The organism is Akkermansia sp. BCRC 18949, assembly GCF_045011645.1.
Classification (GTDB): Bacteria; Verrucomicrobiota; Verrucomicrobiia; order Verrucomicrobiales; family Akkermansiaceae; genus Akkermansia; species Akkermansia massiliensis.
In genome coordinates this window covers 2,811,329-2,832,897 of the sequence record NZ_CP123619.1, presented here as the reverse complement: position 1 = coordinate 2,832,897, position 21,569 = coordinate 2,811,329, and the positions used below count along the sequence as shown (strand labels likewise).

The window sequence follows — 21,569 nt, the reverse complement described above, 5'->3', positions numbered from 1 at the left end:
GGGAATCATGTCCCTGGCCTCTTTTTTCTATGCCGCCTGTTTTGGCTGCGCCGCCGGCTTTGCGTGTGGCGCGGAAGGTTTTTCCTCCTGGAACGGAACGGCGGCCGGCGTGTCCTCCCTGTCCGGACTCTGGGCGCAAAGCTACGGAGACCGTCCCGGCAACGTGCATTTGTACAGGAATGACGCGAATCCGTGGCTTCAGGAGTTCAACGTGTCCCTGCGGGCCCAGTACCAGGCGGCGGCCGTGTCCCCCAGCGGTTCCGGGACGTACCCCGGCTCCCACGGGCGCACGGAGGAATGGCGGCGGCTGAGGCTGGGCTGGAACGCCAGGGTGCTCCGGGACTTGAAAGTGGCTAATATCTGGAACATGGGCGGCGTGGACAGTCTGGGCTATTACAAGGGCGGACGCTGGAACGACCACAAAATGACCCGCGGCAACCTTTATGAGGCCAATCTGGAATATTCCCTGCCGGGCGCTGTTGTGGGTGCGGGGAAGGTGCTTCCCGTCATTCTGGCGGAGAACCGCATTTCCAGTTCCAAGTACAAACTGCCGGAGATTTCCGCCGTGGAGAACATGCTGGTCAGCGACAGTTCCTTCGGCGTCTGGAGCTATAATGACGAAAAGAAGGAGCCGCTGGGGTATTACGCGGGCCTGTGGTCCAACACGGACGAGAGAAGCCGCGGAACCTGGGGCACTTGGGAGTCCGTGAACATGAGCCTGGGCCTGTCCGCGCGCGCGGACGGCCTGCTGCTGAAGGAAGGGCGGCTGTACTGCGACTGGATTTACAATTGGGGCGACATGAAGGACCGCCCCTACGACGGCAATTACACGGGCACCGGGGCGCGGAACGTGCTGGCCGTGTATTATTACGGGAAACAGGGCGCATTTGAGCTGATGGCCCAGGCGGTTTGGGCTTCCCGGCTGCGGGAGTATTCCTCCGGCGGCGGCGTGATAGCTCCGTCCGGCCTGGCGGGGCTGACCGTCATGCCGTCCTTCAACCTGACGGGGCATGTGCAGGCGGTCGCCCGCTACCAGCTCGCATTCGGTCCGGACGCCGTGAAGCCGAACAAGCGCTATGCCTCCCTGGCGGAAAGGGGAGGGAACCGCGTGGATTGCTACCAGGCCGTGGCCGCCGGGTTGAATTTCTTTGTGTACCGGGACGATCCCGCGCGGCTGAAGATCATGACGATGGCGGAGTACGGGCATTCCCGCGGAGGCCGTTCCGCCGGGTTTACGGGGTGGACGTTTATCTGCGGCGCGTACACGAATTTCTGACCGTGTCCAGCGCCGTTTATGTGACAACATTGCAACCAGGCGGCTCTTGTCCGGCGGCGGGGAAGGTTTTAGGTTGGCTCCGTTCCCGGAGGAAAGCCGCCGCTGCTGCTCCTTCAACGACCAGACATTACAGATTATGAATAAAGTCAGTTGCATCATCATGGATTGGGCCGGTACGGCCGTGGACTTCGGCTGTTTCGCCCCTTTGAACGTTTTTTTGAGCGTGTTCAGGGAAAAGGGCCTGGATATCACCTACAGGCAGGCGCGGGAACCCATGGGGTTGCTGAAAGTGGACCACATCCGCGCCATTCTGGAAATGGATCCGGTTCGCGAACAGTTTGAGAGGAAGTACGGCCGTTCCTGGAATGAGGCCGACGTGCAGGAGCTTTACGCCGGTTTTGAAACGCACCTGTTCGCCTCCCTGAAGGATTTCACCACACCCATTCCCGGCGTGGTGGAAACGCTGGAGGGCCTGAAGGCCCGGGGCATCAAAGTCGGGTCCACCACGGGCTACACGGCGGAGATGATGGACATCGTGCGCCCCGGAGCCGCCGCCCGGGGTTACGTGGTGGACAACCTGGTGACGCCGGACGAAGTGCCCGCGGGCCGTCCCGCGCCGTACATGGTTTACCGGAACATGATTGACCTGGAGATCCCCTCCGTGGACCAGGTGGTGAAGGTGGGCGATACGATGGCGGATATCCGGGAAGGATTGAGTGCGAAAGTGCACACCGTGGGCATCATCACGGGCAGCAATGAACTGGGCCTGAGCGAGGAGGAATATGAGGCCATGCCCGCCGCAGAATTGAACAGAATGAAGGAGGAAGTGCGCCGCCGCATGCTGGACGCGGGAGCGCATTACGTGCTGGATTCCATTCGTGAACTGCCCGCCTGCATTGAGGAGATCAACGCCTCCATGAACCGCTAGCCTTTCAACCATCCATTAACCATGAGAAATTACCTTCTTCTTACCCCCGGCCCGCTGAGCACTTCCGAATCCGTCCGCCAGGCCATGCTTCAGGACTGGTGCACCTGGGACAAGGATTACAACGAGGGCGTGGTCACCGTCATCCGGGAACAGCTTTTGAAGCTGGCCGGGCTGGACGGCGAATACACCACCGTTCTTTTACAGGGAAGCGGCACTTATGCCGTGGAAGCCACGCTGAGCTGCGCCGTCAGGCCGCAGGACAAGCTGCTGATCGTCGCCAACGGTGCGTACGGCAAGCGCATGGGGGACATCGCCCGCCGCCATGGCCTGAATCACGTCCTCGTTTCCCTGAAGGAGACGGCGCCCGTGACGCCGGAGGCCGTGCGGCGCGCGCTGGAGGAACACCCGGACATCTCCCACCTGGCCATGGTGCACTGCGAGACCACCACCGGCATTCTGAATCCGGTGGAGGCCGTCGCCAGGGCGATCCGCGGCCGCGGCCTGACGTTCATCGTGGACGCCATGAGCAGCTTCGGCGGCATTCCCATTGACATCCGCAAGCTGGGAATCGACTTCCTGGTCAGCAGCGCGAACAAGTGCATCCAGGGCGTTCCGGGCTTCGGCTTCGTCATTGCCAGACGCTCCTCCCTGTCCCGGTGCGAGGGGGTCTCCCGTTCCCTGTCCCTGGATTTGTACGACCAGTGGGCGGAGATGGAAAAAGGCCGCGGCAAGTGGCGCTTTACCTCCCCCACCCATGTGGTGCGCGCCTTCTTCCAGGCCGTGAAGGAGCTGGAAGATGAGGGCGGCGTGGAAGCCCGCCATGACCGGTACCGGGAAAACCATGCGGAGCTGGTGGAGGGGATGCGCCGGAGCGGGTTCCGGACCCTGCTGCCGGACGAGCTCCAGTCCCCCATCATCACGTCCTTCCTGTACCCGGAGGAGGATTTTGATTTCCAGAAGTTTTATGAGGCCTTGAAGGAACGGGGCTTCGTCATTTACCCCGGCAAGATTTCGGAAGCCCCTACCTTCCGCATCGGCAATATCGGGGACGTATTCCCGGACGATTTCCGCCGCCTGGCGGAGGCCGTGGCGGATATCCGCCGGAACAAATAGTTCCCTTCCCATCCATCAATCCCAGCGGGCCGCTGCGGCGGCCAGGAGTTTACCATGCTACAGTTGAAAAATATCAAGAAAGTCTATAACGGAGTTCCCATTCTGAACGGCATCAGCCTGGACATCCGGAAAGGGGAGATCGTCTCCATCCTGGGGCCGTCCGGCAGCGGAAAGACCACGCTGCTGAACGTCATCCTGGGGCTGGCGGAACTGGACGGCGGCCAGATCCTCTTTGACGGGGAGGACGTGAGCGGCACGCCCATGCAGCGGCGCGGCTTCAACATCGTGTTCCAGGATTACGCCCTGTTTCCCAACCTGAACGCCTACCGGAACATCACGTACGGCCTGAAGAACAAGCCGGGGGTCAGCTCCCCCCGTGAGGTGCGGGAGCTGGTGGAGCTGCTGGGCCTGAGCGAACATCTGGACAAGCGCATCGACCAGCTTTCCGGCGGCCAGAAGCAGCGCGTGGCCCTGGCCCGCACGCTGGTGATGAAGCCCCGCATCCTGCTGCTGGACGAACCGCTGAGCGCCCTGGACGGCGTCATCAAGGAGTCCATCAAGTCCCGCATCAAGACGATTGCCCGGGAGTACAACCTGACCACGATCATCGTGACGCATGACCCGGAGGAGGCCCTTACCCTGTCCGACCGGGTGCTGATCCTGAACGAAGGAGGCATTTCCCAGTATTCCACGCCGCGGGAAATCATTTCCAGCCCCAGCAACAGCTTTGTGAAGCAGTTCATCCTGAATCAGCTGGAGATCAAGAGGAATAACATTCTTTCCCTCTTTGAGGGCTCCTATGCATAAAACCCAGATAGAAATCAGGGGCGTTTTCTGGGCGGTTGCCCTGGTGTTCTCCGTCTTCCTGGTCCTGCCCATGGCGCTGCTGCTGGGCAAATCCTTCCTGGTAGGCGGGGAATCCGGCCTGGGGAATTACACGGCCATGCTGGCCAGCCCGGCATTCCTGGAATCCTTCCGGAACAGTTTTCTGATTTCCGGGGTTTCCGCGGCGCTGACCACCGCGCTGGCCTTTTTCCTGGCGTATGCCGTGAACAATACGGGGCTGCCGCCCTTGTTCCGCAAGTTCATTGCCGGAATGACGGTGGCGCCCATGTTCCTGCCCACCATCACGTACGGCTTTGTCATCATCTATTCCTTTGGCAGGGAAGGGCTGCTGACGCGGCTGCTGGGGTTCCAGGTGCTGGACATTTACGGGTTCCAGGGAATGCTGCTGGGCTACACCATTTACACGCTGCCGGTCGCCTTCCTGCTGATCAACAATACCTTCAAATATGTAGACAAGAACTTCGCCATCGTTTCCAAGGTGATGGGGGACGGCCCCGTTCGCACCTTCCTGGGAACGGCCGTGAGGCCGCTGGTGGGTACGCTGGGGGCGGCGCTGATCCAGTCGTTCACGCTGAGTTTTACGGACTTCGGCATTCCCGCCTCCATCGGAGGCAGTTTTGACGTGGTGGCCATCCATTTGTACAATGAAATGCTGGGGGCCATCCCGAACTTCGGCGGCGGCGCGGCGGTCGCCGTTTCCATGCTGCTGCCGTCCATCATCAGCATCCTGCTGATCAATTACCTGGAACGGTACAATTTCCGGTACAACAGGATTTGCCGCCAGGACATCGTCAAAAGCCGCCTGAGGGACGCCGTGTGCGGCGCCGGGTCCCTGGCCGTCATCGGAACCATTGCGGCGGTTTTTGCGGTCATGTTCGTGGTGCCTTTCGTCAGAAACTGGCCTTATGAGGTGGAATTTTCCCTGGAACGCTTCATGCGCATCCTCTCTTCCCGCGGCCTGCTTTCCATTTACGGCAATTCCCTGTGGGTGGCGCTGCTGACCGCGCTGCTGGGCACCCTGCTTTCCTACGGCGCCGCGCTGGCATCCGCGCGCTCCGGGCTGGGGCGGGTGGCCCGCGGCGCGATTGATGGGATAGCCGTGGTGACCAACACCATTCCGGGCATGGTGCTCGGCCTGGCATTCCTGTTCGCCTTCACGGGAACCAGCCTGCAAAACACCTTCCTGATTCTGGTGCTCTGCAACGTGGTCCATTTCTTCACCACGCCCTACCTGATGGGCAAGAGCTCCCTGGAGAAAATGAACAAGGGCTGGGAGGCCACAGCCGCCCTGATGGGTGATTCCTGGCTGAAAACCCTGTGCCGGGTTGTGGTGCCCAATTCGCTGGGAACCGTGCTGGAAATGTTCAGCTATTATTTCATCAACAGCATGATCACGATCAGCGCCGTCATCTTCCTGGTGGGCGCCAGAACGGCCGTGCTGACCACCAAGATCAAGGAATTGCAGCATTACGCGCAGTTTGATTCCATCTTTGTGATGTCCCTCCTGATTCTGGCCACGAATATCCTGGTCCGGGTCATTCTGGGCGGCATTGCCGCCCGATGCACCAAAAAACAATAAAATACCGTCATGAAAAAACAGTCCACCATGATTGCCTGCGCGCTTGCCGTCGTTTCCGGAGTCCTTCTGTGCCTGGGCGGCTGCAATCAGAGCCCGGAGGTAGTGATTTACTCCAACGCGGACGAAGAATCCCGGCTAGCCATGCAGGACGCCCTGGACAGGGCCGGATTTTCCGGACAGTACATTTTTTCCTCCTTCAGCACCTCGGAGCTGGGCGGAAAGATCATGGCGGAGGGCAGCAACATTGAGGCGGACGTGATTACCGCCTCCACCTACTACCTGGAAAGCGCCCAGCAGGCCCACCGGATGTTCGCCCCCCTCTCCTTCACGTTCCATGCCCTGGAAAAGACGCCCGGTTTCTGCGCGCCCCTTACGGCGCAGGAAGGGGCCATTTTCATCAATACGAGGGCGCTTCAGGAGAACGGGCTGCCCCGGCCCGCCTCCCTGAAAGACCTTGCAAGCCCGGCGTACAAGGGATTCATCTCCATTCCCAATATCCGCAGTTCCTCCACGGCATGGCTGATGGTCCAGGCCCTGGTCAGCGCGTACGGAGAACAGGAGGCGGGGTGCCTGCTGCACGGCATGATGGAGAACGCGGGGCCCCATCTGGAAAATTCCGGTTCCGGACCGCTGAAAAAGGTGCGCGCCGGGGAGGTGGCGATTGCCTTCGGCCTGCGCCACCAGGCCGTAGCGGACAGGAAGGCCGGCCTCCCCATTGATTACGTGGACCCGGCGGAAGGCAACTTCATGCTAACGGAGTCCGTCTGCGTGACGGACAAGGGCGCGGGGGGCAATCCCCTGGCGATGAAGATGGCGGAGACGCTTGTCCGGACCGCCCGCCCCGGCATCCTCAAGGTCTACCCCGTGCCGCTGTATGAGGGGGAAAACTTTAGGGAGGATGCCAGATCGTCCAACGTGAAGGCCTTTCCCGAACCGCTGACGGTAGACTTGCTGAAAAGGCACCAGGCGCTGATGAATTAGGTTTTTTCCCGGCAGAGACGGGTGCCATTCAGGCCGCGGAATACGGTTTCCGCGGCCTGAATGCGTTGGTAAGGCACGGTTTCCAATGGCCGTTCAGAAGAGATAAATTTGGTTTCAGAAGGTCATTTCTGCTGTTCATTGATGAATTTATTGAGTATTTAAAGTTTTTGCTATGATTTTTGAATGACCATTAAATTTATTAAAGTCACTAAAAAAGATAGGATCTGTTATGCCCCGGCGCCGGAACCGGTGGAGCACGGAGACAAGCTGGAAATCATGGAAATGAAGGATGACTCCCTTACGCCGCTGTTGGGGAGGCCCGCCGGATTTTCCCTGTCCAGAAACCCCATGGTGTTCGTCAAAATGAACGACGGGTTCCAGCGCGTCCTGATGAAGCATATCCTGTATGTGGAGGCGGGGGGAAGCTACTGCACGCTGCACGTGCACGGCATGTCGTCCATTCTGGTATCCGCCCCGCTGGCGCGGGTGGCCGAGCACCTGGACGGGGAATATTTCATCCGCGTGCACCGTTCCTATCTGGTTAATAAATTACACATAGAGTCCATTGCGGGTAATTTCCTTCAGGTGGGGAATGTTTCCATCCCCGTCAGCAAGTTCATGAAAAAGAAAGTGCTGGGAAGCCTGAACATGCTGTCGTTTTCCAAATAGACCCCGGCCATGGCCGCCGGCGCCGCGGGAAAGCGGAACAGTTCTTCCGGACAGGCGGGATGGAAAAAGCGCCGGAATGACCCCATGATCACAACGTCGCCAAAAGGCGGCACCTCATATTAACCTCAACCAGAAAATAAAATAATATGGCAATTGACAAATCAGCAGCAGATGTGGCGACCTCCTCCCTCAAGTCGCTGCCTTTCGGCAACATCATCGGCGGTCCCCTGGTCGCCTGTGTGGAAGCCCAGGCCCAGGCGGCCCGGACCTCCTGGGAATTCATCCAAAATGTGGGTCTGTACACGGAAGGAGAAGAGAAGAAGACGGTGAATGTCTCCTTCCAGTTCATCAAGGACGGCCACATGGCCCAGATTACGGTTCCCCTTCTGACCATCGTTCCCATTCCCTACATCGCCATCAACTCCATTGACATCAACTTCAAGGCGAATATCAGCGCTTCCGCCGCCAGTACGGAGACGGAGAATTCCTCCAGCTCCGTAGATACCAGTGTTTCCGCCTCTGCAAGATGCTTCTGGGCGCGCGGCAGCATGAACGCCAGCTATTCCAGCAAGAAGGACTCCTCCGCCACGAAGGACTCCAAGTACAGCGTGGAGTACACGATGGACGTGGCCGTTCATGCCGGACAGGACAGCATGCCCGCCGGGATGGCCAAGGTGCTGGAAATGCTGAACAACAGCATTTCCGTGGTATCTCCCACCGGTTCCCTGGAGGTTCAGCATGCCATCCAGGACGATGGAAGCGTGAAGCTGATGACCTCCTACAAGAACAAGGAAGGCCTGTTTGAGCCGGATGCTATCACTCTCCGGATAGGGGACGCCACGGACCCGTTTGATAACGGTGCGGGGAATGAAGCCAAGATTGTGAAAACGGATTCCGGCAAGGAATACACGATTTCCAAGGAAGACGCCAGGAACTGCACGGTGAGCGCCGGAGAGCTCAAGAGGAAGGTGGCCGTGGCCGCCACGCCTGCACAATAACCGGAGCATAACGATTTCTCTTCCATCCCAGAGCCATGTCTCGTCTGAATCTGATTGTCGAATCCCTGCTTAGGGACATTATCGAAGCGCAGCACGCGGCGAACTGCCATGCGGCGGGGCTGGCGCGCCAGTACGGGAAGCACGGTGGTGTGCGTGGCTTCCAGCTTCCCAGCGCCCAGATAGGGTCCCTGGAATTCGATTTGAAGTATGCGGTGACGGGAACCTCCGGGGTGGAGGAGAGGCAGGTGCTGGATGCGGAGCAGTGCAGCCTGTTCCAGCAGGAACTGGCGGAGCGGGTGCCTGCGTATGCCATCCGTTCCATTGTGATGGCCGTGGTGCACTCCAATCTCCCGGCGGATGAGGCGAGAAGTGATTTTTCCTCCCTGCTTGCCAGGGAGGAACAGTGGAAAAGGAATTTCTGCCTCTACCTGGGGAAGAAGATCACTGCGGCTGTTTCCGGCCATGAGGGGGCCCTCCTGCGGGCGGACTCCGGACTGGACAAGGGATTGCTGGCGGAGCTTCTGGCGGATGTGGCGGAGAAGGAATTCATGGACAATCCCGATCTGGCCGACCTGTTCCAGGGTGCCCAGGGGGACGCCCTCAGGCAGGAGTGCCGCACGAACCTCCGGGAAGGCCTCTCCTCCTTCATTGACGTGCTTGCGGAAAAGTATGCGTTCACCCGGCAGGTAAGCAATGTGGTGGTGGACGTGGAGGTGGAGACGGAGAAGCTCAAAAAGATGCCGGAGAATTCCATCCAGACGCTTCACCTCAACATCGCGCCCGCCGCCGTTCCCGCCGTCCTGGCGGAGCAGAACGACGTTTCCGGACTGGCCGCACAATAGTGATTATATTATGAGTGATTCTACAAACAACAAGGTGAACGGGCACATCATGAGCCTGCAGCAATTGATCTCGGCCCCGCTGGTCGCGACGATTGATGCGGACGCGATGTCCACGGAACGCTACATGAAGCATTTCATGTCCCTGGCTTTCGAGTCCTACAATCCTGCGGACGGTTCCACGGGGGCGCTGAGGCTCATCAGCTTCAATTTTACGGACAGCGACGCTTCCGGCGGAGCGGAGAAGAAAGTCAGCGTGCCGCTCATCAGCCTGGTGACGCTGCCTCTGCTGCAAATCAAGCAGGCGGACTTTGACTTTGACATCAACATCATTGACGCGGTCGCCTCCGCTCCGGATGAACGCTTTTCCCTGAACAAGGGCGAGGTGGATTCCTCCGCCGGAAAGGGGCAGGATGACGGCCTGAACTTCCGCGCTTCCCTGGCGCCCCAGTCCGGGAGGGGTTCCTCCTCTTCCTCCCTGCAGGCGAACATGAAAATCCATGTCACCATGCAGCAGGCGGACATGCCTTCCGGCTTGTCCCAATTCCTCCAGCTGACCTCCAGGCCGCATTATGAAGATTCTCCCTCCCGGGAAAAAAATAACTAATTGAAAGAAAAAAACATGGACCAGAAAACCACTTATTCCTACCAGCGCACTCCGGGGCTTGACTGTCCCAAATGCGGAGTGTATTTCCCCACGACCATTCCGGACCTGTTGTCCGGCGGCATTGAATGCCCCCACTGCGGGCTGAAGCTTTCCATTGACCGGAAGGCTTCCGACCACGCCATGCAGGCCCTGGAAAAGTTCCAGGCCACCATTAACAAGCAACTTCCCGCCGCCTCCCTGTCATGAAGAGACTATTGATCATGCTGTCCGCCGTGCTCTGCATGGCTCTGCCCCCTCTTTCCCAGGCGGAGATGCAGCAGCGGGAACCGCGCCAGCTGGCCGCCGCATGGCAGGAGGTGAAGAAGCAAATTTCAGGCGACGGCCAGTCCATCCGTGTGAGGGACGGCGCCAGGGCGCTTGAACTGCTGGAAGAGCTGGGCGTTTTCTCCGTTCCGGAGGATGGCGTGAAGCTGTCCCGCGGCAGCCTGACCATTACCGTCACGCGCGGGAAGAAGGAGGACCGGGTGTTTTATGTGCTGGCCGTTACGGAAGAGGACGGGACAAGGCGGGAAGTGAAGCTCGTTCCCTCCTCCTGATGACGCGGGAAGAATGCGTTCCTTCCGGGGGGAAGGTTATTCGCTCTCAAAATCCCACACGCGGCGGCGGGCGTTTTTCTTCGTCCGTCCGCCGTTGGCTTTGCGGAAGGGGTCAAAAAGCGGGTCCAGCCCGTTACCTTTCAGCAGCAGGCACTGTTCCATCAGGCGGCCAAGTTTTCCCTTGGGAAAGCCCTTGGCCTGGAACCACGCCAGATATTCCTGGGGCACGTCCATCAGCGGGCAGCCCTTGGGAGGGTACTTGGCGGGGCCGTACATGCCGAAGGGGACGTGCGTCTGCGCGATTTCCTCCACCAGTTTTCTCAAATCTTCCGCATCCGGTATTTTGGGATCGTTCATGGGTTTTGCAGGATGAATTGTTGAAGGCTTTCCGCCAGCCGCGCCGGAGCTTCCAGGGGGAGGCGGTGGCCGGCGCGGGGGATGATGACGGCTTGTTCCCCCGCCGCCCGGCGGGCCAGGGCAGTGAATTTGGGATCACGCTCCCCGGCTATCCATAACTGGGGAACAGGGGACTGCTTCAGGAGCGGGGCCAGGTTTTCCTGGGCGCCCACGGACCAGTCGATGAAAGCGCGGGAGATGGATTTGCGCCACGGTTTCAGGGAAGAACGGTCCGGAGGCGGCGGGCCGCCTTCAAATACGCCCTGCGCGTCCCATTCCTTCAAAAAATCCTCCCATGGCGCGGAGAGGCACTTGACGGCCCATTCTGCGTCCTTCGCGCGCCGCGCCGCTTTTGCCGTTTCATCCTCCATGCCGGGATTGGCGCTGACGAATACGGCGCCTTTCCAGAGGGGGGGATGGGCCAGAACGGCCTGCATGGCCAGCCTGCCTCCCAGGGAATAACCGCAGAGCCAGGGGTGCTTGTCCTGGGCGGCTATTTCAGAGCACAGCACGCGCCCCATGTCCTTCAGGCTCTTGGGGCAGCATTCCAGGTACTTCCAGAGGTTCAGGGCGCGGGCTTCCACTCCCCCGGCGCGCAGGACTTCCATCACGGGTTTCCAGTCCGCCGGAGAGCCCAGGTTACCGTGCAGGAGCCAAAGCATGGTCGGCGCAACTTCCTATTTCACGCCGTACCCGGCGAGTCCGTTCATAAACATCTGGACGGAAATCATGATAAGCACCATGCCCATCATCCGTTCCAGGGCGATCGTCCCTTTTTCCCCCAGCAGGCGCAGGAACTTCTGCGCGATGAAAAGCACCAGTCCGGAGAGGAACCAGGCAGTCACGATGGCGCCGGCATAGGTCATCTGGGAAATGCTGTCCGGGCTCTGGGAGGCGTGCAGCATGATGATGGCCAGGGAGGAGGGGCCGGCCATCAGGGGCATGGCGATGGGAACGATGAAAGGTTCGTCCTGTCCGGTCGTGCGTCCGGCGGAAGAGAGCATGTCCTTGGCGGGAAAGACCATGCCCAGCGCCACGAGGAACAGCAGGATGCCCCCGGAAATATTCAGGGTGGACGGTTCCAGCCCCAGCAGGTCCAGCAGGAATTTCCCGGAGAAGAAGAACAGGAGCAGCAGGCTCAGGGCAAACACAAGCTCCCGCATCAGAATGGCCTTCTGCTGGGCGGGCGAATATTTCTTCAGCATTCCCTGAATCATCGGGGCCAGTCCCACGGGATCAATGACGATGAACAGGAGAATAACGGTGGAAAGGAAGTCCTGCATGGAGTAAGCCCGTTGTAAACGATACGGGCGTGCACGTCAAAGGGAACCGTCGGCAGCGGAAATTTTCCCCGTCCGGATGGCCGTTTTCTCCACCAGTTCCGGGGCCAGGTAGAAGGTTTGGAAACTCTGCCTTCCGTTCCGGATGGAGACTGGAAAGACCGGGGGAGGCACAGCCATGGCCGGAAGAGAAAAGGCTTTATAACAGTGGGGGCCGGGGCAGCGCGGCGTTCCTACGGTTCCGGTGTCCGATGTTCCCGTTTGCGGAGAAAACCGGTTTTCAGGAAGGCGGATTCGGGACGGGGAGGAAAGAAATCCGGTTTGCCCGGCGAAGAGTTTCCGCTCCCTGGGCCGGGAACGAAGAATGCTTCCGTTTCCGGAGTTACAGAAGGAGGTCCTGGATGTTGTCTGAGGAGATGACGCCCGTTTCCGTGGAGGACAGCACGCAGAGAGCGTCCACCAGGTTTTCCTGGCCCAGAGCCAGACCGGCTTCTTCCACCAGCACATCGTCAATGTTCAGGGTGGCGATGGAGAGGGGGGGCGTTTGCGGAGCAGAGGGTTCCATCAGGGCTGCAATGCCGATGACGGCAGCCACCAGGGCCGCCGCCGCGGCGCCCCAGATGCGGAAGGAGTTCCGCTTGAAGTGGTGGATGGATTCCGCCGGAACGGCGGTGGCGTGTTCTTCCCCGGCAATACGCATCATGACCCTGCGGGCAAAATCATCCCCCGGCGCAGGCTGGGAGGCATGGCCCAGAATCTGCCAGAGCTTTGTATCGTCCTGTTCGTTCATTGTGGTGTTTCTGCTGAGGTTTCCATGAATAAAAACACCGGAAAGCGGGTCCGGTTTCTTGGCGGCGTCATTTTTTCCGTTCCGCCGCCTGCCTGATGACGGGGGCCAGCACGGCGGCGATGCGCTCATAGCCGGCCGCGGAGGGATGCAGCCCGTCGCTGGAGAGTTTTTCCGGAACGTGTCCTGCGGCGTCCGCCATGACGCGGCCCGGTTCCGTGTACAGGAAGCCCTGTTCTGCGGCCAGACGGTTCAGGAGGAGATTGATGGCGGCAATGCGTTCCGCGGTATCTTTACGGGCGCTGTTGCGCGGGTAGAAGCCCTGGAGGATGATGACGGCCTTTTTCAGCCTTCCGGTAATTTCCCCGCAAACGGCGCGGATGCCCTGGAGTATTTCCCCGTCCGTGTTTTCCGCGAGGTTGTTCGTGCCGAGGAGCACCACGCAGACGGCATCGCCCGCCGCTCCGTCCAGTTCGCCGTGGCGGAGCCGCCACAGGGCGTTTTCCACCCGGTCATAGCCGAAGCCCAGATTGACCGCCCTCATTCCCTCCGTGCACAGGCTCCAGGTTTCCGGAGATTTCTGGAGGATGTCCCGGTGCGGTTCGTCCACGGGAGGCCCTCCCCAGAAATGCGTGATGGAGTCTCCGATGAAGAGGAGGTCCGGATGCGTTTTCCTCACCGCGCGGCAAGCGGCTTCGTGCCGGGCCGCCCAGTCGTAAATCATGAAGTCCCTGTTCTGGGTGCAGGGAATCAGCGTGGAAGGAACGGGCTGGGCGGGAGGAGCTCCGGGCATGATGAAGGTTTCCGGGGCCGTCAGACCGCGCTTCCCCTGGAACAGGCGGAAGCGGATGCGCGTGCCGGGCGGGGCCTGCACCGGAGCCAGGTAGCGGCCCTGCGTGCAGAGCATGCGGGGGGAAGTCGCATTAACGTCCATCCGGATGACGGCTCCCGCAGGGGCGTTCACCATGGTGAGTTCCAGTTCTCCTGCGCCGTTCAGGGAGGCGCGGATGCCGGGGGTTGGAGATGGTTCTGTCATGAGACGTCGCGCATGTGCTGGCGCATCTGCCTGCGGCCGATGGAGTCCGGTCCCCGGCCGTCCTGCATGCAGTAGTTTACGGGACGGCTCTGGGAGGCGCCGTGCGGAGCGCCCAGGCGCTTGTCCGGTTCCGACGGCAGCAGACGCACCACTCTTTTGTTTTTCCAGACCAGCCAGAGCGCCACTACGGCCACCAGTGCGGAGGCGTGCAGGATGATGCCGGCCACATTGGCCAGGGCAAAGGACATCCAGGCCTTCATCATGGCGTGCAGATGGGATTCACGCGCTTCCTCCGGTTCCTGGATGGTGATGTTGGCTTCCGGGATGCTGGCGGGGTTGTCCGGGTCCAGCGCGGGCAGGGAAGGCTTGGGGGCGGAGGCCATGTCCGCCTCTGTCCTCCGCGCCAGGGAAATCATGGCTTCAACAAGCTCGTCCTGCGGGTTGGTGAACCGGGAGGCGTCCTGCTTCACCTGGTACAGGAGGTCCCGCCGCCCCGCATCCCCGAGCTGGGCGCTCAACTCCGGATCCAGCGCGATCTGGGCGCTTTTAATGTCCCCCATGTGGAAGTGGAGGAGCAGGTTCCGTTCCTTGTTTTTGAATATCTGGCGGGCGATTGTGGGGGCGTTGACGGAAGGGGGGACTTTCTGCCCGGCCGCGAAGATGCTGACGAACAGGTTGACGTTGTAACGGGATTTGATGAGCTTGATGAGTTCAATGACGTCATTGCTCTCCACTTCCGTGAGAAGCTTCTGGGGGTCGATCAGGCCCGTGGAGGTGCGGATGTAGTCTGGAAGGAAGTATTCGTTGACGTCCGTGAAATCCTCCGGAACAGGGTCCACAGCGGGGGAGTCTGCATTGGCGGAGGGTTCCGGGACGGAGGCGGAAGAGGCCACAGCCGCATCCACAGGGGGCAGAAGGGGTGCGTTGGCTTCCCACCAGGTGCCCTTCATCAGGGATTGCTGGTCACGGGCGTTCCATTTAAGGGCGGGGAGTTCCTGCGCCGGGGCCACGCACATGGCCGCCGCCAGCATGAAGGGGAACAGCAGGAATCTCATAGGCCGCCTCCTTTCCGGTTTGCGGGGGGAGGGGGCGTCAACCCGTAGCGCATGGGGTGCCTGACCTTGGAGCGCGCCTTCCGGGCCACGAGCTGGACGGCGTCTTTCATGATAGAGCCCACGGCCTGGAGCAGCATGCTTTCCCGCAGGGGGATGCGGGCCTTCATGATGGATTTGTTGATCAGGTCCGGCTCTACGTAGGGATCCAGTTCATACCCCCACATGAAGCAGGCCGTGTCCGTCCGCACGTCCAGTACCAGAATCAGGAGCCACTGGGGGTCCAGCGGGCCCTGGTGGTTGGGGAAGCCGGCTTCGTCCACCGTCAGGTGGTTCATCACCCAGAAGCTGTGGGGAATGAGGGAAAAGGGCTCCAGGATGTTGGGGAAATAGACGGAAAGGAGGACGGGGGGAATGCGGCGCTCCAGTTTTTCCAGCAGGGCGTTCAGCTTTACGCGGTCCTGCTGCCGCAGGGCGCCGGCGTTGTCGCATACGCGGCGGTAGGGGATGGAGTCCCTGCCGTATTTCTTGTCCAGGTTTTCCAGGGAAAAGCCGCAGTGAGGGCACAATGATTCCGCCCCGCGGTGGAAATTATGTAAACACTTCGGACAAGTCGGCACGGGGAAAGTTTAAGCACGAAATTCGCTGCCGAAAAGGCTAATTGTCAGAAAGAAATCATGTATGTCTCAATCTTCCAGATTTTCTTTCGTCACACGGTAAATGGCGGCGCACCTGGGGCAGGTGACTTCCAGCGCCTCTTCCCCCTGGAACAGGTCTTCCTCCCTTTCCTGAAGCGCCTTGAGCGTCGGCAGGATGCGGTCCAGCGTGCAGCCGCAGTAAAAGCGGAACCGGCGCGTTTCCAGCACTCGGGTATCTTCATCCTCTTCCAGATGGGCCATTTTTTCCCGGGTTAGGGAATTCAGCCATTCTTCATCCGCGTCCGGCTGGGCCGTCACCATGGTGTAGCATTCATCCGGCAGTTCAATGCAGCGCGCGTTTCTCTGTTCGCTCTGCTTGTAGAATTCCTCCACCCACCGGGCGGGGGAGGTTCCCGGAATGGGGACGACGGAGTACCGCGGTTCAAAGCCCTTGCGGAGCAGGGTGGAGTACAGCGTGTTTTCCTCAGGCTCCTTGATGTCCTGCGTGAAGATGCGCCCCACTACGGATTCCGTCAGGGAGGAGCCCGTAACGAACAGGTTGGCTACGGCGGGCGTTCTGAGGTTGACCGTCCAGGCGTGCTGTTCCGCCCAGGGCCGCGCGACCATGTAGAGGGTGAAGTAGGCCATCAGCTCTTTCAGCAGGCTGTCGTAGGGTTCCTCGTTACGCAGGCCGTACTGCATGAGATGAAGGTAGTAGTCTGTGAACAGGGGAGAGAATTTCGCCTTCAGCGCCAGGCAGTTGCGCCCACGGACAAAGATGGATTCAACCGTAACGAATTCTTCTACCAATTCTTCGCTCATATCATTCAAATTCGGCCCTTTCCGGTAGAAAATCAACCGTTCCTCCTGTCATTAGGGCCCGTCATGACAGGTAGGCGCCGCGGGGGCGGCCTCCTTGCCCGGCATGGAAAAGGAGGAAAAGAGGCTGGCGGGGAAATGGGGGCGCAGGCCCGGCGGCAGCACGCAATACAGTCTTTACCATGCCTTTCCGCGCGTTTAACATGCACCCATGGCAACTGACAAGAATATCACCATCCACACTTCCAAGGGCGACATCAAGCTGACGGTATTCGCTTCCAAGACGCCCGTGACGGCGGCTTCCTTTCTGAACCTGGCTTCCAGGGGCTTCTATGACGGCCTCAAGTTCCACCGCGTGATTCCGAATTTCATGATCCAGGGCGGCGACCCCACCGGCACGGGCATGGGAGGCCCCGGCTACCGTTTTGAGGACGAGTGCCGCTCGGACCTCAAGCATGACGGCCCCGGCGTGCTTTCCATGGCGAACGCGGGCCCCGGCACCAACGGTTCCCAGTTCTTCATCACGCATGTACCTACCGACTGGCTGAACGGCAAGCACACCGTCTTCGGCAAGGTGACGGAAGGCCAGGACGTGGTGGATTCCATCGGGCAGGGGGATACCATTTCCGGTATCACGATTGAAGATGGCGCGGATGATCTGTTCACGGAGCAGGCCGACCGCATCGCCGCGTGGAACAAGGTTCTGGACAAATAAGCTTATCCGGCTTTTCCTGGCGGCGGAACAGGCGATGCAACGCCGCGTTCCGCCGCCTTCCTCTCTCTACTCATTCGGTACATGGTTCTGGCCGTTCAAAATCTGCGCGTGCAGTACGGCGCGCGCGTCCTGTTCAATGATCTTTCCTTCACGGTGGAGGATGGGGAAAGAATTGCCCTGGCGGGGCATAACGGCGCGGGCAAGTCCACGCTGATGAAGTGCATGGCCGGCCTGAATGAGCCGGATTCCGGCTCCATCATCAAGTCCAGGCACTCCCAGGTGGGCTATCTGCCCCAGGAGGGCATCCATGTCCGCGGGCGCAGGCTGATTGACGAGGCCATGTCCGCCTTTGCGGACCTGATGGACCTCCAGGAGCGCATTGACGCCCTGACGCAGGAGATGGAGAAACTGGACCCCCGTTCCGCCGCCTATTCCGAAGTGCTCAACGAGATCGGGGAACTGGAGCTGGTGCTGCACGCCCATGATTCCGCCCGGCTGCGCCCCCGCACGGAGTCCATCCTGCGCGGCCTGGGGTTCAAGGACCGGGACTTTGACCGGGACTGCGGGGAATTTTCCGGCGGCTGGCAGATGCGCATTGCGCTGGCCAAGCTGCTGCTCCGGGAACCGGAAGTGCTGCTGCTGGACGAACCCACGAACCACCTGGACATTCAGTCCCAGCGGTGGATGGAACAGTACCTGCGCACCTACCAGGGGGCCATCATCCTCATTTCCCACGACGTCGCGCTGCTGGATTCCCTGGTTTCCCGAACGATTGCCTTTTACCACGGGCGCGCGGAGGAGTACGCGGGCAATTTTTCCTATTTCCTGAAGGAAAGCGTGCTGCGGAAGGAGATTCTGCTGCGCCAGAAAAAGGCCCAGGAACGGGAAATCGCCAAGACGAAGGAGTTCATCGACCGGTTCCGCTACAAGGCTACCAAGGCCTCCCTGGTGCAGTCCCGCATCAAGCAGTTGGAGAAGGTGGAGCTGATTGAGGTGGAGGAGGATGACGCCGTGATGAATTTTCATTTTCCCACCCCGCCTGCCGGCGCGCATTCCGTGGTCAGGCTGGAAAAGGTTTCCAAGCGGTACGGCTCCATTTCCGTCTTTGAGGATGTGGATTTTGAAATCGTAAAGGGGGACCGCATCGCCATTGTGGGGGTGAACGGAGCGGGCAAGTCCACGTTTTCCCGCCTCATTTCCGGCGGGGAGGAGCCCAGCTCCGGGAGCGTGACGATGGGGCGCCATACGCAGATCGCTTTTTTCTCCCAGACGCATGCCGATGACCTGGACCCGGAAAAGACCGTCTTGGAATGCGTGGAGGGGGCCGCTACGCGGGAATCCGCGCCCATGGTGCGGAACCTGCTGGGCTGCTTCCTGTTCCGGGGGGACGACGTGCACAAGCGCGTGGGCGTGCTCTCCGGGGGGGAACGCTCCCGCGTGGCGCTGGTGTGCATGCTGCTGCATCCGGCCAATTTCCTGATTCTGGACGAGCCGACGAACCACCTGGACATCCAGTCCCAGCAGGTGCTTCAGCAGGCGCTGTCCGAATATCCGGGTTCCTACTGCATCGTTTCCCACAACCGCAGCTTCCTGGACCCCATTGTGACGAAGGTGCTGGAATTCGTGCCGGGAGAGAAACCGCGCGTTTACATAGGCAACGTTTCCGATTATCTGGAGAAGGTGGAGCGGGACCAGGCTCTGGCTTCCTCCGCTGCGTCTGCCGTCTCCGGAGCGGCTGACCCGGGAGCCGGGGCGGACCGCAAGGCGCGCAGGCGCATGGAGGCGGAAATCCGCCAGAAAAAGGCGCGCCTGCTCCGTCCCCTCCAGGAAAAACTGGAACAGTTGGAAGCGGAGATAGCGCGTCTGGAAACGGAAAAGACGGAGATCGCCTCCCAGTTGGAACGTCCGGAGGTGGCGGCTGATACGGAGGCCGTCATGGAGCTCACCACCCGGTTCCAGCAGGCGGACCGCCAGTTGGAAACCTGTTTTACGCAGTGGGCCGATCTTTCAGAAAAGATTGAAGAGACGGAAGCCCGTATTGAAGAAGAGGCGGAAAGAAACGTTTCCGGAAATTGAGCGGATTTTTATTTAAAAAAACAGGACCGTTTCCCGGTGGGGGACGGTCCTGTTTTAGTAAAGGAATAAAGCAGAGATTAAATGATGCTCCCGCTTATACGCGGCGGCGCAGGAGCAGGGCGGCCAGTCCGAGCAGTCCGAGGGAGGCTGTGGCCGGTTCCGGCACTGCGTCCCCGTGGAGGGCCAGTTGGGAAAGCCCCAGGAAGGTGCCCCCGGTGTTGGGTGCCTTGGCGTTCACGGTGAGGGTAAAGGTTTCTCCCGCCTTGACCGTGACCGGGGTATTGAAGGAGGCTTGCTGGATGTCCGCTGTCGGCGTGCCGTTCTTGTCGGCCTGGACGCGTTCGAAGCTCAGATCAGCCGTGGCAGAGGAATCTCCGGCGGCCAGCGTGACGGTAGCGGTTCCCGTTTTGGAATCTGTGTTTCCGTGCCGTGTTCCGGTACCGGTGACGAATTGGAAGCCCAGGTTCAGGGAAGAGATGATGATGTCCTGCGTAGCCGTGAAGGAAAAGGTAACGGTCCATCCGGCGTTGTTATTCTGCATTTGGACATTGGGGACAAGGAGGTCCGCGGCCAAATTGCCGGAAAGGGATGTGGAAGGATTGGTGAGCGAGACGGAAGCGCCGTCCAGAAAGTCACTGTCCACATTGATGGCGGTCTGGCGGAACTGGGTTTCATACAATGTCGTTGCCGCCTGTACCCCGGAAATGCACAGTAAAAAAGCTGGGATGGAAAGGAGCTTTTTCATGCGCGCCATACTAGCGGATTAGATATCCGGTAACGGAGAAGGGAAAATGGAAGTGAATGATGGAACACATCCTCAATGATTCATGAATACGGAACTTCATTGCATCTTGAACGTATTTCTGATTATTCCCCTTTGCCCGCGGTGAAACTCGTTTTTTTTCAAAAAATTTTGTTGTCTGCGGATATCTAATCCGCTAACAGCCATCCTCTGGGGGCGGAAAGCGTTGCAACGCCGGAGGCATTCCGTCCGGGAATATTCGCCAGCCGTTTTTCTTCCTGGAAAAAACAGCATGATTCCGGAAAGCAGGGGGAATCAGCCTTTTTGCAGAACGGGCTTTTCTCCCTTTTCTCTGACGCTCTTCCGCGTTTTTTTCCTGTACTCGGAAATCGTGACGCCGCAGAGGGTCAGGAGAATCCCCGTCAGGGATATCCAGGTCAGGCGTTCCCCCAGGATGATGGCGGAGGCCACTACGGCCACGACCGGAACCATGTAAATGTACACGCTGGATTTGACGGCTCCCAGGATTTCCACCACGCGGTTCCAGGAGAGGAAGCACAGGGCGGAGGCAAACAGGCCCAGGTACAGCAGATTGAGGGCGTTGACGGGCTTCACCATCAGATGCCAGTCCATGTTCACCGGAAGGACGAACAGGGCCGGAATCATCAGCACGATGCCGTAAAAGAAGATGCGGCGCGTGCAGATGATCATGTTGGACGTGTTGACGCCGATTTTTTTCATCAGGATGGAATAGACCGCCCAGACGAAGGCCGCGCCCAGAGCCAGCACGTCCCCCGCCGGGTTCAGTTCCAGCACGAAGGCGCCGTTCGCCATGATGAGGAAGATGCCTGTGAAGGCGGCGGCGAAGCCCAGGAAGAAGCGGCGGGAGAAGCCCTCCCCTTTCAGCAGGAAGTGGGCCAGAAGAGCCGTGAAGAAAGGCACCACGGCCACGATGATGCCCACATTGGAGGCGAAGGTGTACGTCAGGGCGATGTTTTCCAGCAGGAAGTACAGGGTGACGCCGGTGAGGCCCGCTCCCGCGAACAGGAGTTCCTTTTTCCAGCCGGAGAGCGGAAGCAGGCGCGGCCTCAGGCACCAGAGGAAGGCGTACCCGATCACGAAGCGGGTGAAGAGCACCGTGACGGGGGTAAAGTCCCGGAGAAGCACCTTGGTGGACACGAAGGTGGTCCCCCAGATCAGGATGGTCATCAGGGCGGCGGCATGGCCCAGCGTGCGTTGGCGGGAGTTCATCGGGTTGTAGGTAGTTGGGGGGCGCGGGCGGCTTCCAGCGTAAGGCCTACGATTTCCGCCGGTTCCGCGCTCCTGTTCCAGACGGCATGACGGCCGCCGCCGGGCACGAGCAGGGATTCATGCTCACGGACCGTTTTTTCCTCTTCGTCAAGCAGGATAACGACCGTTCCGCGGGTGACAATGAATAAATGGGCGTGGGCGTGGCGGTGCGGGGAAAGAGGGCCGCCGCCTCCGGGTTCCATGTTGGCGAAGGCTCCGTCCTTCAGGGTTCCCTGCGCATCCGTGAACAGGCTCCTGGCCGTGAAGCCCGTGTGGTTGGGGATAGGGGAGAAAGCGTCCATGCCG

26 protein-coding genes are annotated in these 21,569 nt (G+C 60.0%); 14 read left to right on the top strand and 12 right to left on the bottom strand.

What is annotated here, in order from left to right; translation table 11 throughout:
- Positions 1–7: 7 nt before the first annotated feature.
- The 12 genes from P8A25_RS11915 to P8A25_RS11860 all read left to right on the top strand — a co-directional run bounded on the left by P8A25_RS11915 (position 8) and on the right by P8A25_RS11860 (position 10,432).
- Positions 8–1,276, top strand: coding sequence for a hypothetical protein (locus tag P8A25_RS11915; protein WP_215442387.1), 1,269 nt, complete (start codon positions 8–10; stop codon positions 1,274–1,276).
- 136 nt (positions 1,277–1,412) lie between these two features.
- Complete coding sequence (gene phnX, locus P8A25_RS11910) at positions 1,413–2,204, top strand: phosphonoacetaldehyde hydrolase (protein ID WP_215442386.1); 792 nt, start codon at positions 1,413–1,415, stop codon at positions 2,202–2,204.
- A 21-nt stretch (positions 2,205–2,225) separates the two neighbouring features.
- Complete coding sequence (gene phnW, locus P8A25_RS11905) at positions 2,226–3,317, top strand: 2-aminoethylphosphonate--pyruvate transaminase (RefSeq protein ID WP_215442385.1); 1,092 nt, start codon at positions 2,226–2,228, stop codon at positions 3,315–3,317.
- 54 nt (positions 3,318–3,371) lie between these two features.
- A complete protein-coding gene (locus P8A25_RS11900; protein WP_215442384.1) occupies positions 3,372–4,124 on the top strand; it encodes an ABC transporter ATP-binding protein in 753 nt (250 codons plus the stop codon).
- A complete protein-coding gene (locus tag P8A25_RS11895) occupies positions 4,117–5,742 on the top strand; it encodes an ABC transporter permease subunit (protein WP_215442383.1) in 1,626 nt (541 codons plus the stop codon). The genes P8A25_RS11900 and P8A25_RS11895 overlap by 8 nt, the downstream gene beginning before the upstream one ends.
- Before the next feature lie 9 nt (positions 5,743–5,751).
- The gene (locus tag P8A25_RS11890) at positions 5,752–6,723 is read left to right on the top strand and encodes an extracellular solute-binding protein (protein ID WP_215442382.1); all 972 of its coding nucleotides are present in this window, start codon (positions 5,752–5,754) and stop codon (positions 6,721–6,723) included.
- Positions 6,724–6,906: 183 nt separating this feature from the next.
- Positions 6,907–7,392 carry a LytR/AlgR family response regulator transcription factor gene (locus P8A25_RS11885; protein ID WP_404838709.1) on the top strand — a complete coding sequence of 162 codons (486 nt, stop codon included), beginning with the start codon at positions 6,907–6,909 and terminating at the stop codon, positions 7,390–7,392.
- Between the two features lie 146 nt (positions 7,393–7,538).
- A complete protein-coding gene (locus tag P8A25_RS11880; RefSeq protein WP_022397889.1) occupies positions 7,539–8,390 on the top strand; it encodes a DUF2589 domain-containing protein in 852 nt (283 codons plus the stop codon).
- Between the two features lie 35 nt (positions 8,391–8,425).
- Positions 8,426–9,232 carry a hypothetical protein gene (locus P8A25_RS11875; protein WP_022397890.1) on the top strand — a complete coding sequence of 269 codons (807 nt, stop codon included), beginning with the start codon at positions 8,426–8,428 and terminating at the stop codon, positions 9,230–9,232.
- A 10-nt stretch (positions 9,233–9,242) separates the two neighbouring features.
- Positions 9,243–9,836 carry a DUF2589 domain-containing protein gene (locus P8A25_RS11870; RefSeq protein WP_215442381.1) on the top strand — a complete coding sequence of 198 codons (594 nt, stop codon included), beginning with the start codon at positions 9,243–9,245 and terminating at the stop codon, positions 9,834–9,836.
- A gap of 15 nt (positions 9,837–9,851) precedes the next feature.
- Entirely contained in the window at positions 9,852–10,082 is a 231-nt protein-coding gene (locus tag P8A25_RS11865) for a hypothetical protein (RefSeq protein ID WP_022397892.1), read from the top strand.
- Complete coding sequence (locus P8A25_RS11860) at positions 10,079–10,432, top strand: hypothetical protein (RefSeq protein WP_215442380.1); 354 nt, start codon at positions 10,079–10,081, stop codon at positions 10,430–10,432. The genes P8A25_RS11865 and P8A25_RS11860 overlap by 4 nt, the downstream gene beginning before the upstream one ends.
- A 36-nt stretch (positions 10,433–10,468) precedes the next feature.
- Here the strand turns inward: P8A25_RS11860 and P8A25_RS11855 are convergent, their stop codons facing one another.
- The 9 genes from P8A25_RS11855 to P8A25_RS11815 form a co-directional block, all read right to left on the bottom strand.
- A complete protein-coding gene (locus P8A25_RS11855) occupies positions 10,469–10,789 on the bottom strand; it encodes a DUF3820 family protein (RefSeq protein WP_102721160.1) in 321 nt (106 codons plus the stop codon).
- Positions 10,786–11,490 (bottom strand): alpha/beta fold hydrolase, encoded by a 705-nt coding sequence (locus P8A25_RS11850; protein ID WP_102737143.1) that lies wholly within the window; start codon positions 11,488–11,490, stop codon positions 10,786–10,788. The genes P8A25_RS11855 and P8A25_RS11850 overlap by 4 nt, the downstream gene beginning before the upstream one ends.
- A 15-nt stretch (positions 11,491–11,505) precedes the next feature.
- A complete protein-coding gene (locus tag P8A25_RS11845) occupies positions 11,506–12,111 on the bottom strand; it encodes a MarC family protein (protein ID WP_022397896.1) in 606 nt (201 codons plus the stop codon).
- Between the two features lie 36 nt (positions 12,112–12,147).
- Positions 12,148–12,288 (bottom strand): hypothetical protein, encoded by a 141-nt coding sequence (locus tag P8A25_RS11840; protein ID WP_022397897.1) that lies wholly within the window; start codon positions 12,286–12,288, stop codon positions 12,148–12,150.
- A gap of 202 nt (positions 12,289–12,490) precedes the next feature.
- Complete coding sequence (locus tag P8A25_RS11835) at positions 12,491–12,898, bottom strand: hypothetical protein (RefSeq protein WP_102721163.1); 408 nt, start codon at positions 12,896–12,898, stop codon at positions 12,491–12,493.
- Positions 12,899–12,965: 67 nt separating this feature from the next.
- Positions 12,966–13,931, bottom strand: coding sequence for a GDSL-type esterase/lipase family protein (locus tag P8A25_RS11830; RefSeq protein ID WP_215442379.1), 966 nt, complete (start codon positions 13,929–13,931; stop codon positions 12,966–12,968).
- On the bottom strand, positions 13,928–14,986 hold the full coding sequence (locus P8A25_RS11825) for a hypothetical protein (RefSeq protein ID WP_215442378.1): 1,059 nt from the start codon (positions 14,984–14,986) through the stop codon (positions 13,928–13,930). Before P8A25_RS11825 ends, P8A25_RS11830 begins: the two co-directional genes overlap by 4 nt.
- The gene (locus tag P8A25_RS11820; protein ID WP_102737141.1) at positions 14,983–15,552 is read right to left on the bottom strand and encodes a hypothetical protein; all 570 of its coding nucleotides are present in this window, start codon (positions 15,550–15,552) and stop codon (positions 14,983–14,985) included. Before P8A25_RS11820 ends, P8A25_RS11825 begins: the two co-directional genes overlap by 4 nt.
- 117 nt (positions 15,553–15,669) lie before the next feature.
- A complete protein-coding gene (locus tag P8A25_RS11815; protein WP_102721167.1) occupies positions 15,670–16,443 on the bottom strand; it encodes an Hsp33 family molecular chaperone HslO in 774 nt (257 codons plus the stop codon).
- Positions 16,444–16,651: 208 nt separating this feature from the next.
- Here P8A25_RS11815 and P8A25_RS11810 point away from each other — a divergent pair, with 208 nt between their 5' ends.
- Both P8A25_RS11810 and P8A25_RS11805 read left to right on the top strand, forming a co-directional pair.
- Positions 16,652–17,155, top strand: a complete 504-nt coding sequence (locus P8A25_RS11810) for a peptidylprolyl isomerase (protein ID WP_215442377.1) — start codon at positions 16,652–16,654, stop codon at positions 17,153–17,155.
- 81 nt (positions 17,156–17,236) lie between these two features.
- On the top strand, positions 17,237–19,231 hold the full coding sequence (locus tag P8A25_RS11805) for an ABC-F family ATP-binding cassette domain-containing protein (RefSeq protein ID WP_215442376.1): 1,995 nt from the start codon (positions 17,237–17,239) through the stop codon (positions 19,229–19,231).
- Positions 19,232–19,325: 94 nt separating this feature from the next.
- Here P8A25_RS11805 and P8A25_RS11800 read toward each other — a convergent pair whose 3' ends face one another.
- From P8A25_RS11800 to P8A25_RS11790, 3 genes are all read right to left on the bottom strand, one after another.
- Positions 19,326–19,976 carry a PEP-CTERM sorting domain-containing protein gene (locus P8A25_RS11800; protein WP_180971104.1) on the bottom strand — a complete coding sequence of 217 codons (651 nt, stop codon included), beginning with the start codon at positions 19,974–19,976 and terminating at the stop codon, positions 19,326–19,328.
- Between the two features lie 312 nt (positions 19,977–20,288).
- Positions 20,289–21,224, bottom strand: a complete 936-nt coding sequence (locus P8A25_RS11795) for a DMT family transporter (protein WP_022397906.1) — start codon at positions 21,222–21,224, stop codon at positions 20,289–20,291.
- On the bottom strand, positions 21,221–21,565 hold the full coding sequence (locus tag P8A25_RS11790) for a cupin domain-containing protein (RefSeq protein WP_102728628.1): 345 nt from the start codon (positions 21,563–21,565) through the stop codon (positions 21,221–21,223). The genes P8A25_RS11795 and P8A25_RS11790 overlap by 4 nt, the downstream gene beginning before the upstream one ends.
- Positions 21,566–21,569: the final 4 nt, after the last annotated feature.

Coding starts and splice junctions, on each gene's coding strand:
- P8A25_RS11915 (WP_215442387.1), top strand. CDS start 8: ATGTCCCTGGCCTCTTTTTTCTATGCCGCCTGTTTTGGCTGCGCCGCC.
- phnX (WP_215442386.1), top strand. CDS start 1,413: ATGAATAAAGTCAGTTGCATCATCATGGATTGGGCCGGTACGGCCGTG.
- phnW (WP_215442385.1), top strand. CDS start 2,226: ATGAGAAATTACCTTCTTCTTACCCCCGGCCCGCTGAGCACTTCCGAA.
- P8A25_RS11900 (WP_215442384.1), top strand. CDS start 3,372: ATGCTACAGTTGAAAAATATCAAGAAAGTCTATAACGGAGTTCCCATT.
- P8A25_RS11895 (WP_215442383.1), top strand. CDS start 4,117: ATGCATAAAACCCAGATAGAAATCAGGGGCGTTTTCTGGGCGGTTGCC.
- P8A25_RS11890 (WP_215442382.1), top strand. CDS start 5,752: ATGAAAAAACAGTCCACCATGATTGCCTGCGCGCTTGCCGTCGTTTCC.
- P8A25_RS11885 (WP_404838709.1), top strand. CDS start 6,907: ATGACCATTAAATTTATTAAAGTCACTAAAAAAGATAGGATCTGTTAT.
- P8A25_RS11880 (WP_022397889.1), top strand. CDS start 7,539: ATGGCAATTGACAAATCAGCAGCAGATGTGGCGACCTCCTCCCTCAAG.
- P8A25_RS11875 (WP_022397890.1), top strand. CDS start 8,426: ATGTCTCGTCTGAATCTGATTGTCGAATCCCTGCTTAGGGACATTATC.
- P8A25_RS11870 (WP_215442381.1), top strand. CDS start 9,243: ATGAGTGATTCTACAAACAACAAGGTGAACGGGCACATCATGAGCCTG.
- P8A25_RS11865 (WP_022397892.1), top strand. CDS start 9,852: ATGGACCAGAAAACCACTTATTCCTACCAGCGCACTCCGGGGCTTGAC.
- P8A25_RS11860 (WP_215442380.1), top strand. CDS start 10,079: ATGAAGAGACTATTGATCATGCTGTCCGCCGTGCTCTGCATGGCTCTG.
- P8A25_RS11855 (WP_102721160.1), bottom strand. CDS start 10,789: ATGAACGATCCCAAAATACCGGATGCGGAAGATTTGAGAAAACTGGTG.
- P8A25_RS11850 (WP_102737143.1), bottom strand. CDS start 11,490: ATGCTTTGGCTCCTGCACGGTAACCTGGGCTCTCCGGCGGACTGGAAA.
- P8A25_RS11845 (WP_022397896.1), bottom strand. CDS start 12,111: ATGCAGGACTTCCTTTCCACCGTTATTCTCCTGTTCATCGTCATTGAT.
- P8A25_RS11840 (WP_022397897.1), bottom strand. CDS start 12,288: ATGGCTGTGCCTCCCCCGGTCTTTCCAGTCTCCATCCGGAACGGAAGG.
- P8A25_RS11835 (WP_102721163.1), bottom strand. CDS start 12,898: ATGAACGAACAGGACGATACAAAGCTCTGGCAGATTCTGGGCCATGCC.
- P8A25_RS11830 (WP_215442379.1), bottom strand. CDS start 13,931: ATGACAGAACCATCTCCAACCCCCGGCATCCGCGCCTCCCTGAACGGC.
- P8A25_RS11825 (WP_215442378.1), bottom strand. CDS start 14,986: ATGAGATTCCTGCTGTTCCCCTTCATGCTGGCGGCGGCCATGTGCGTG.
- P8A25_RS11815 (WP_102721167.1), bottom strand. CDS start 16,443: ATGAGCGAAGAATTGGTAGAAGAATTCGTTACGGTTGAATCCATCTTT.
- P8A25_RS11810 (WP_215442377.1), top strand. CDS start 16,652: ATGGCAACTGACAAGAATATCACCATCCACACTTCCAAGGGCGACATC.
- P8A25_RS11805 (WP_215442376.1), top strand. CDS start 17,237: ATGGTTCTGGCCGTTCAAAATCTGCGCGTGCAGTACGGCGCGCGCGTC.
- P8A25_RS11800 (WP_180971104.1), bottom strand. CDS start 19,976: ATGAAAAAGCTCCTTTCCATCCCAGCTTTTTTACTGTGCATTTCCGGG.
- P8A25_RS11795 (WP_022397906.1), bottom strand. CDS start 21,224: ATGAACTCCCGCCAACGCACGCTGGGCCATGCCGCCGCCCTGATGACC.
- P8A25_RS11790 (WP_102728628.1), bottom strand. CDS start 21,565: ATGGACGCTTTCTCCCCTATCCCCAACCACACGGGCTTCACGGCCAGG.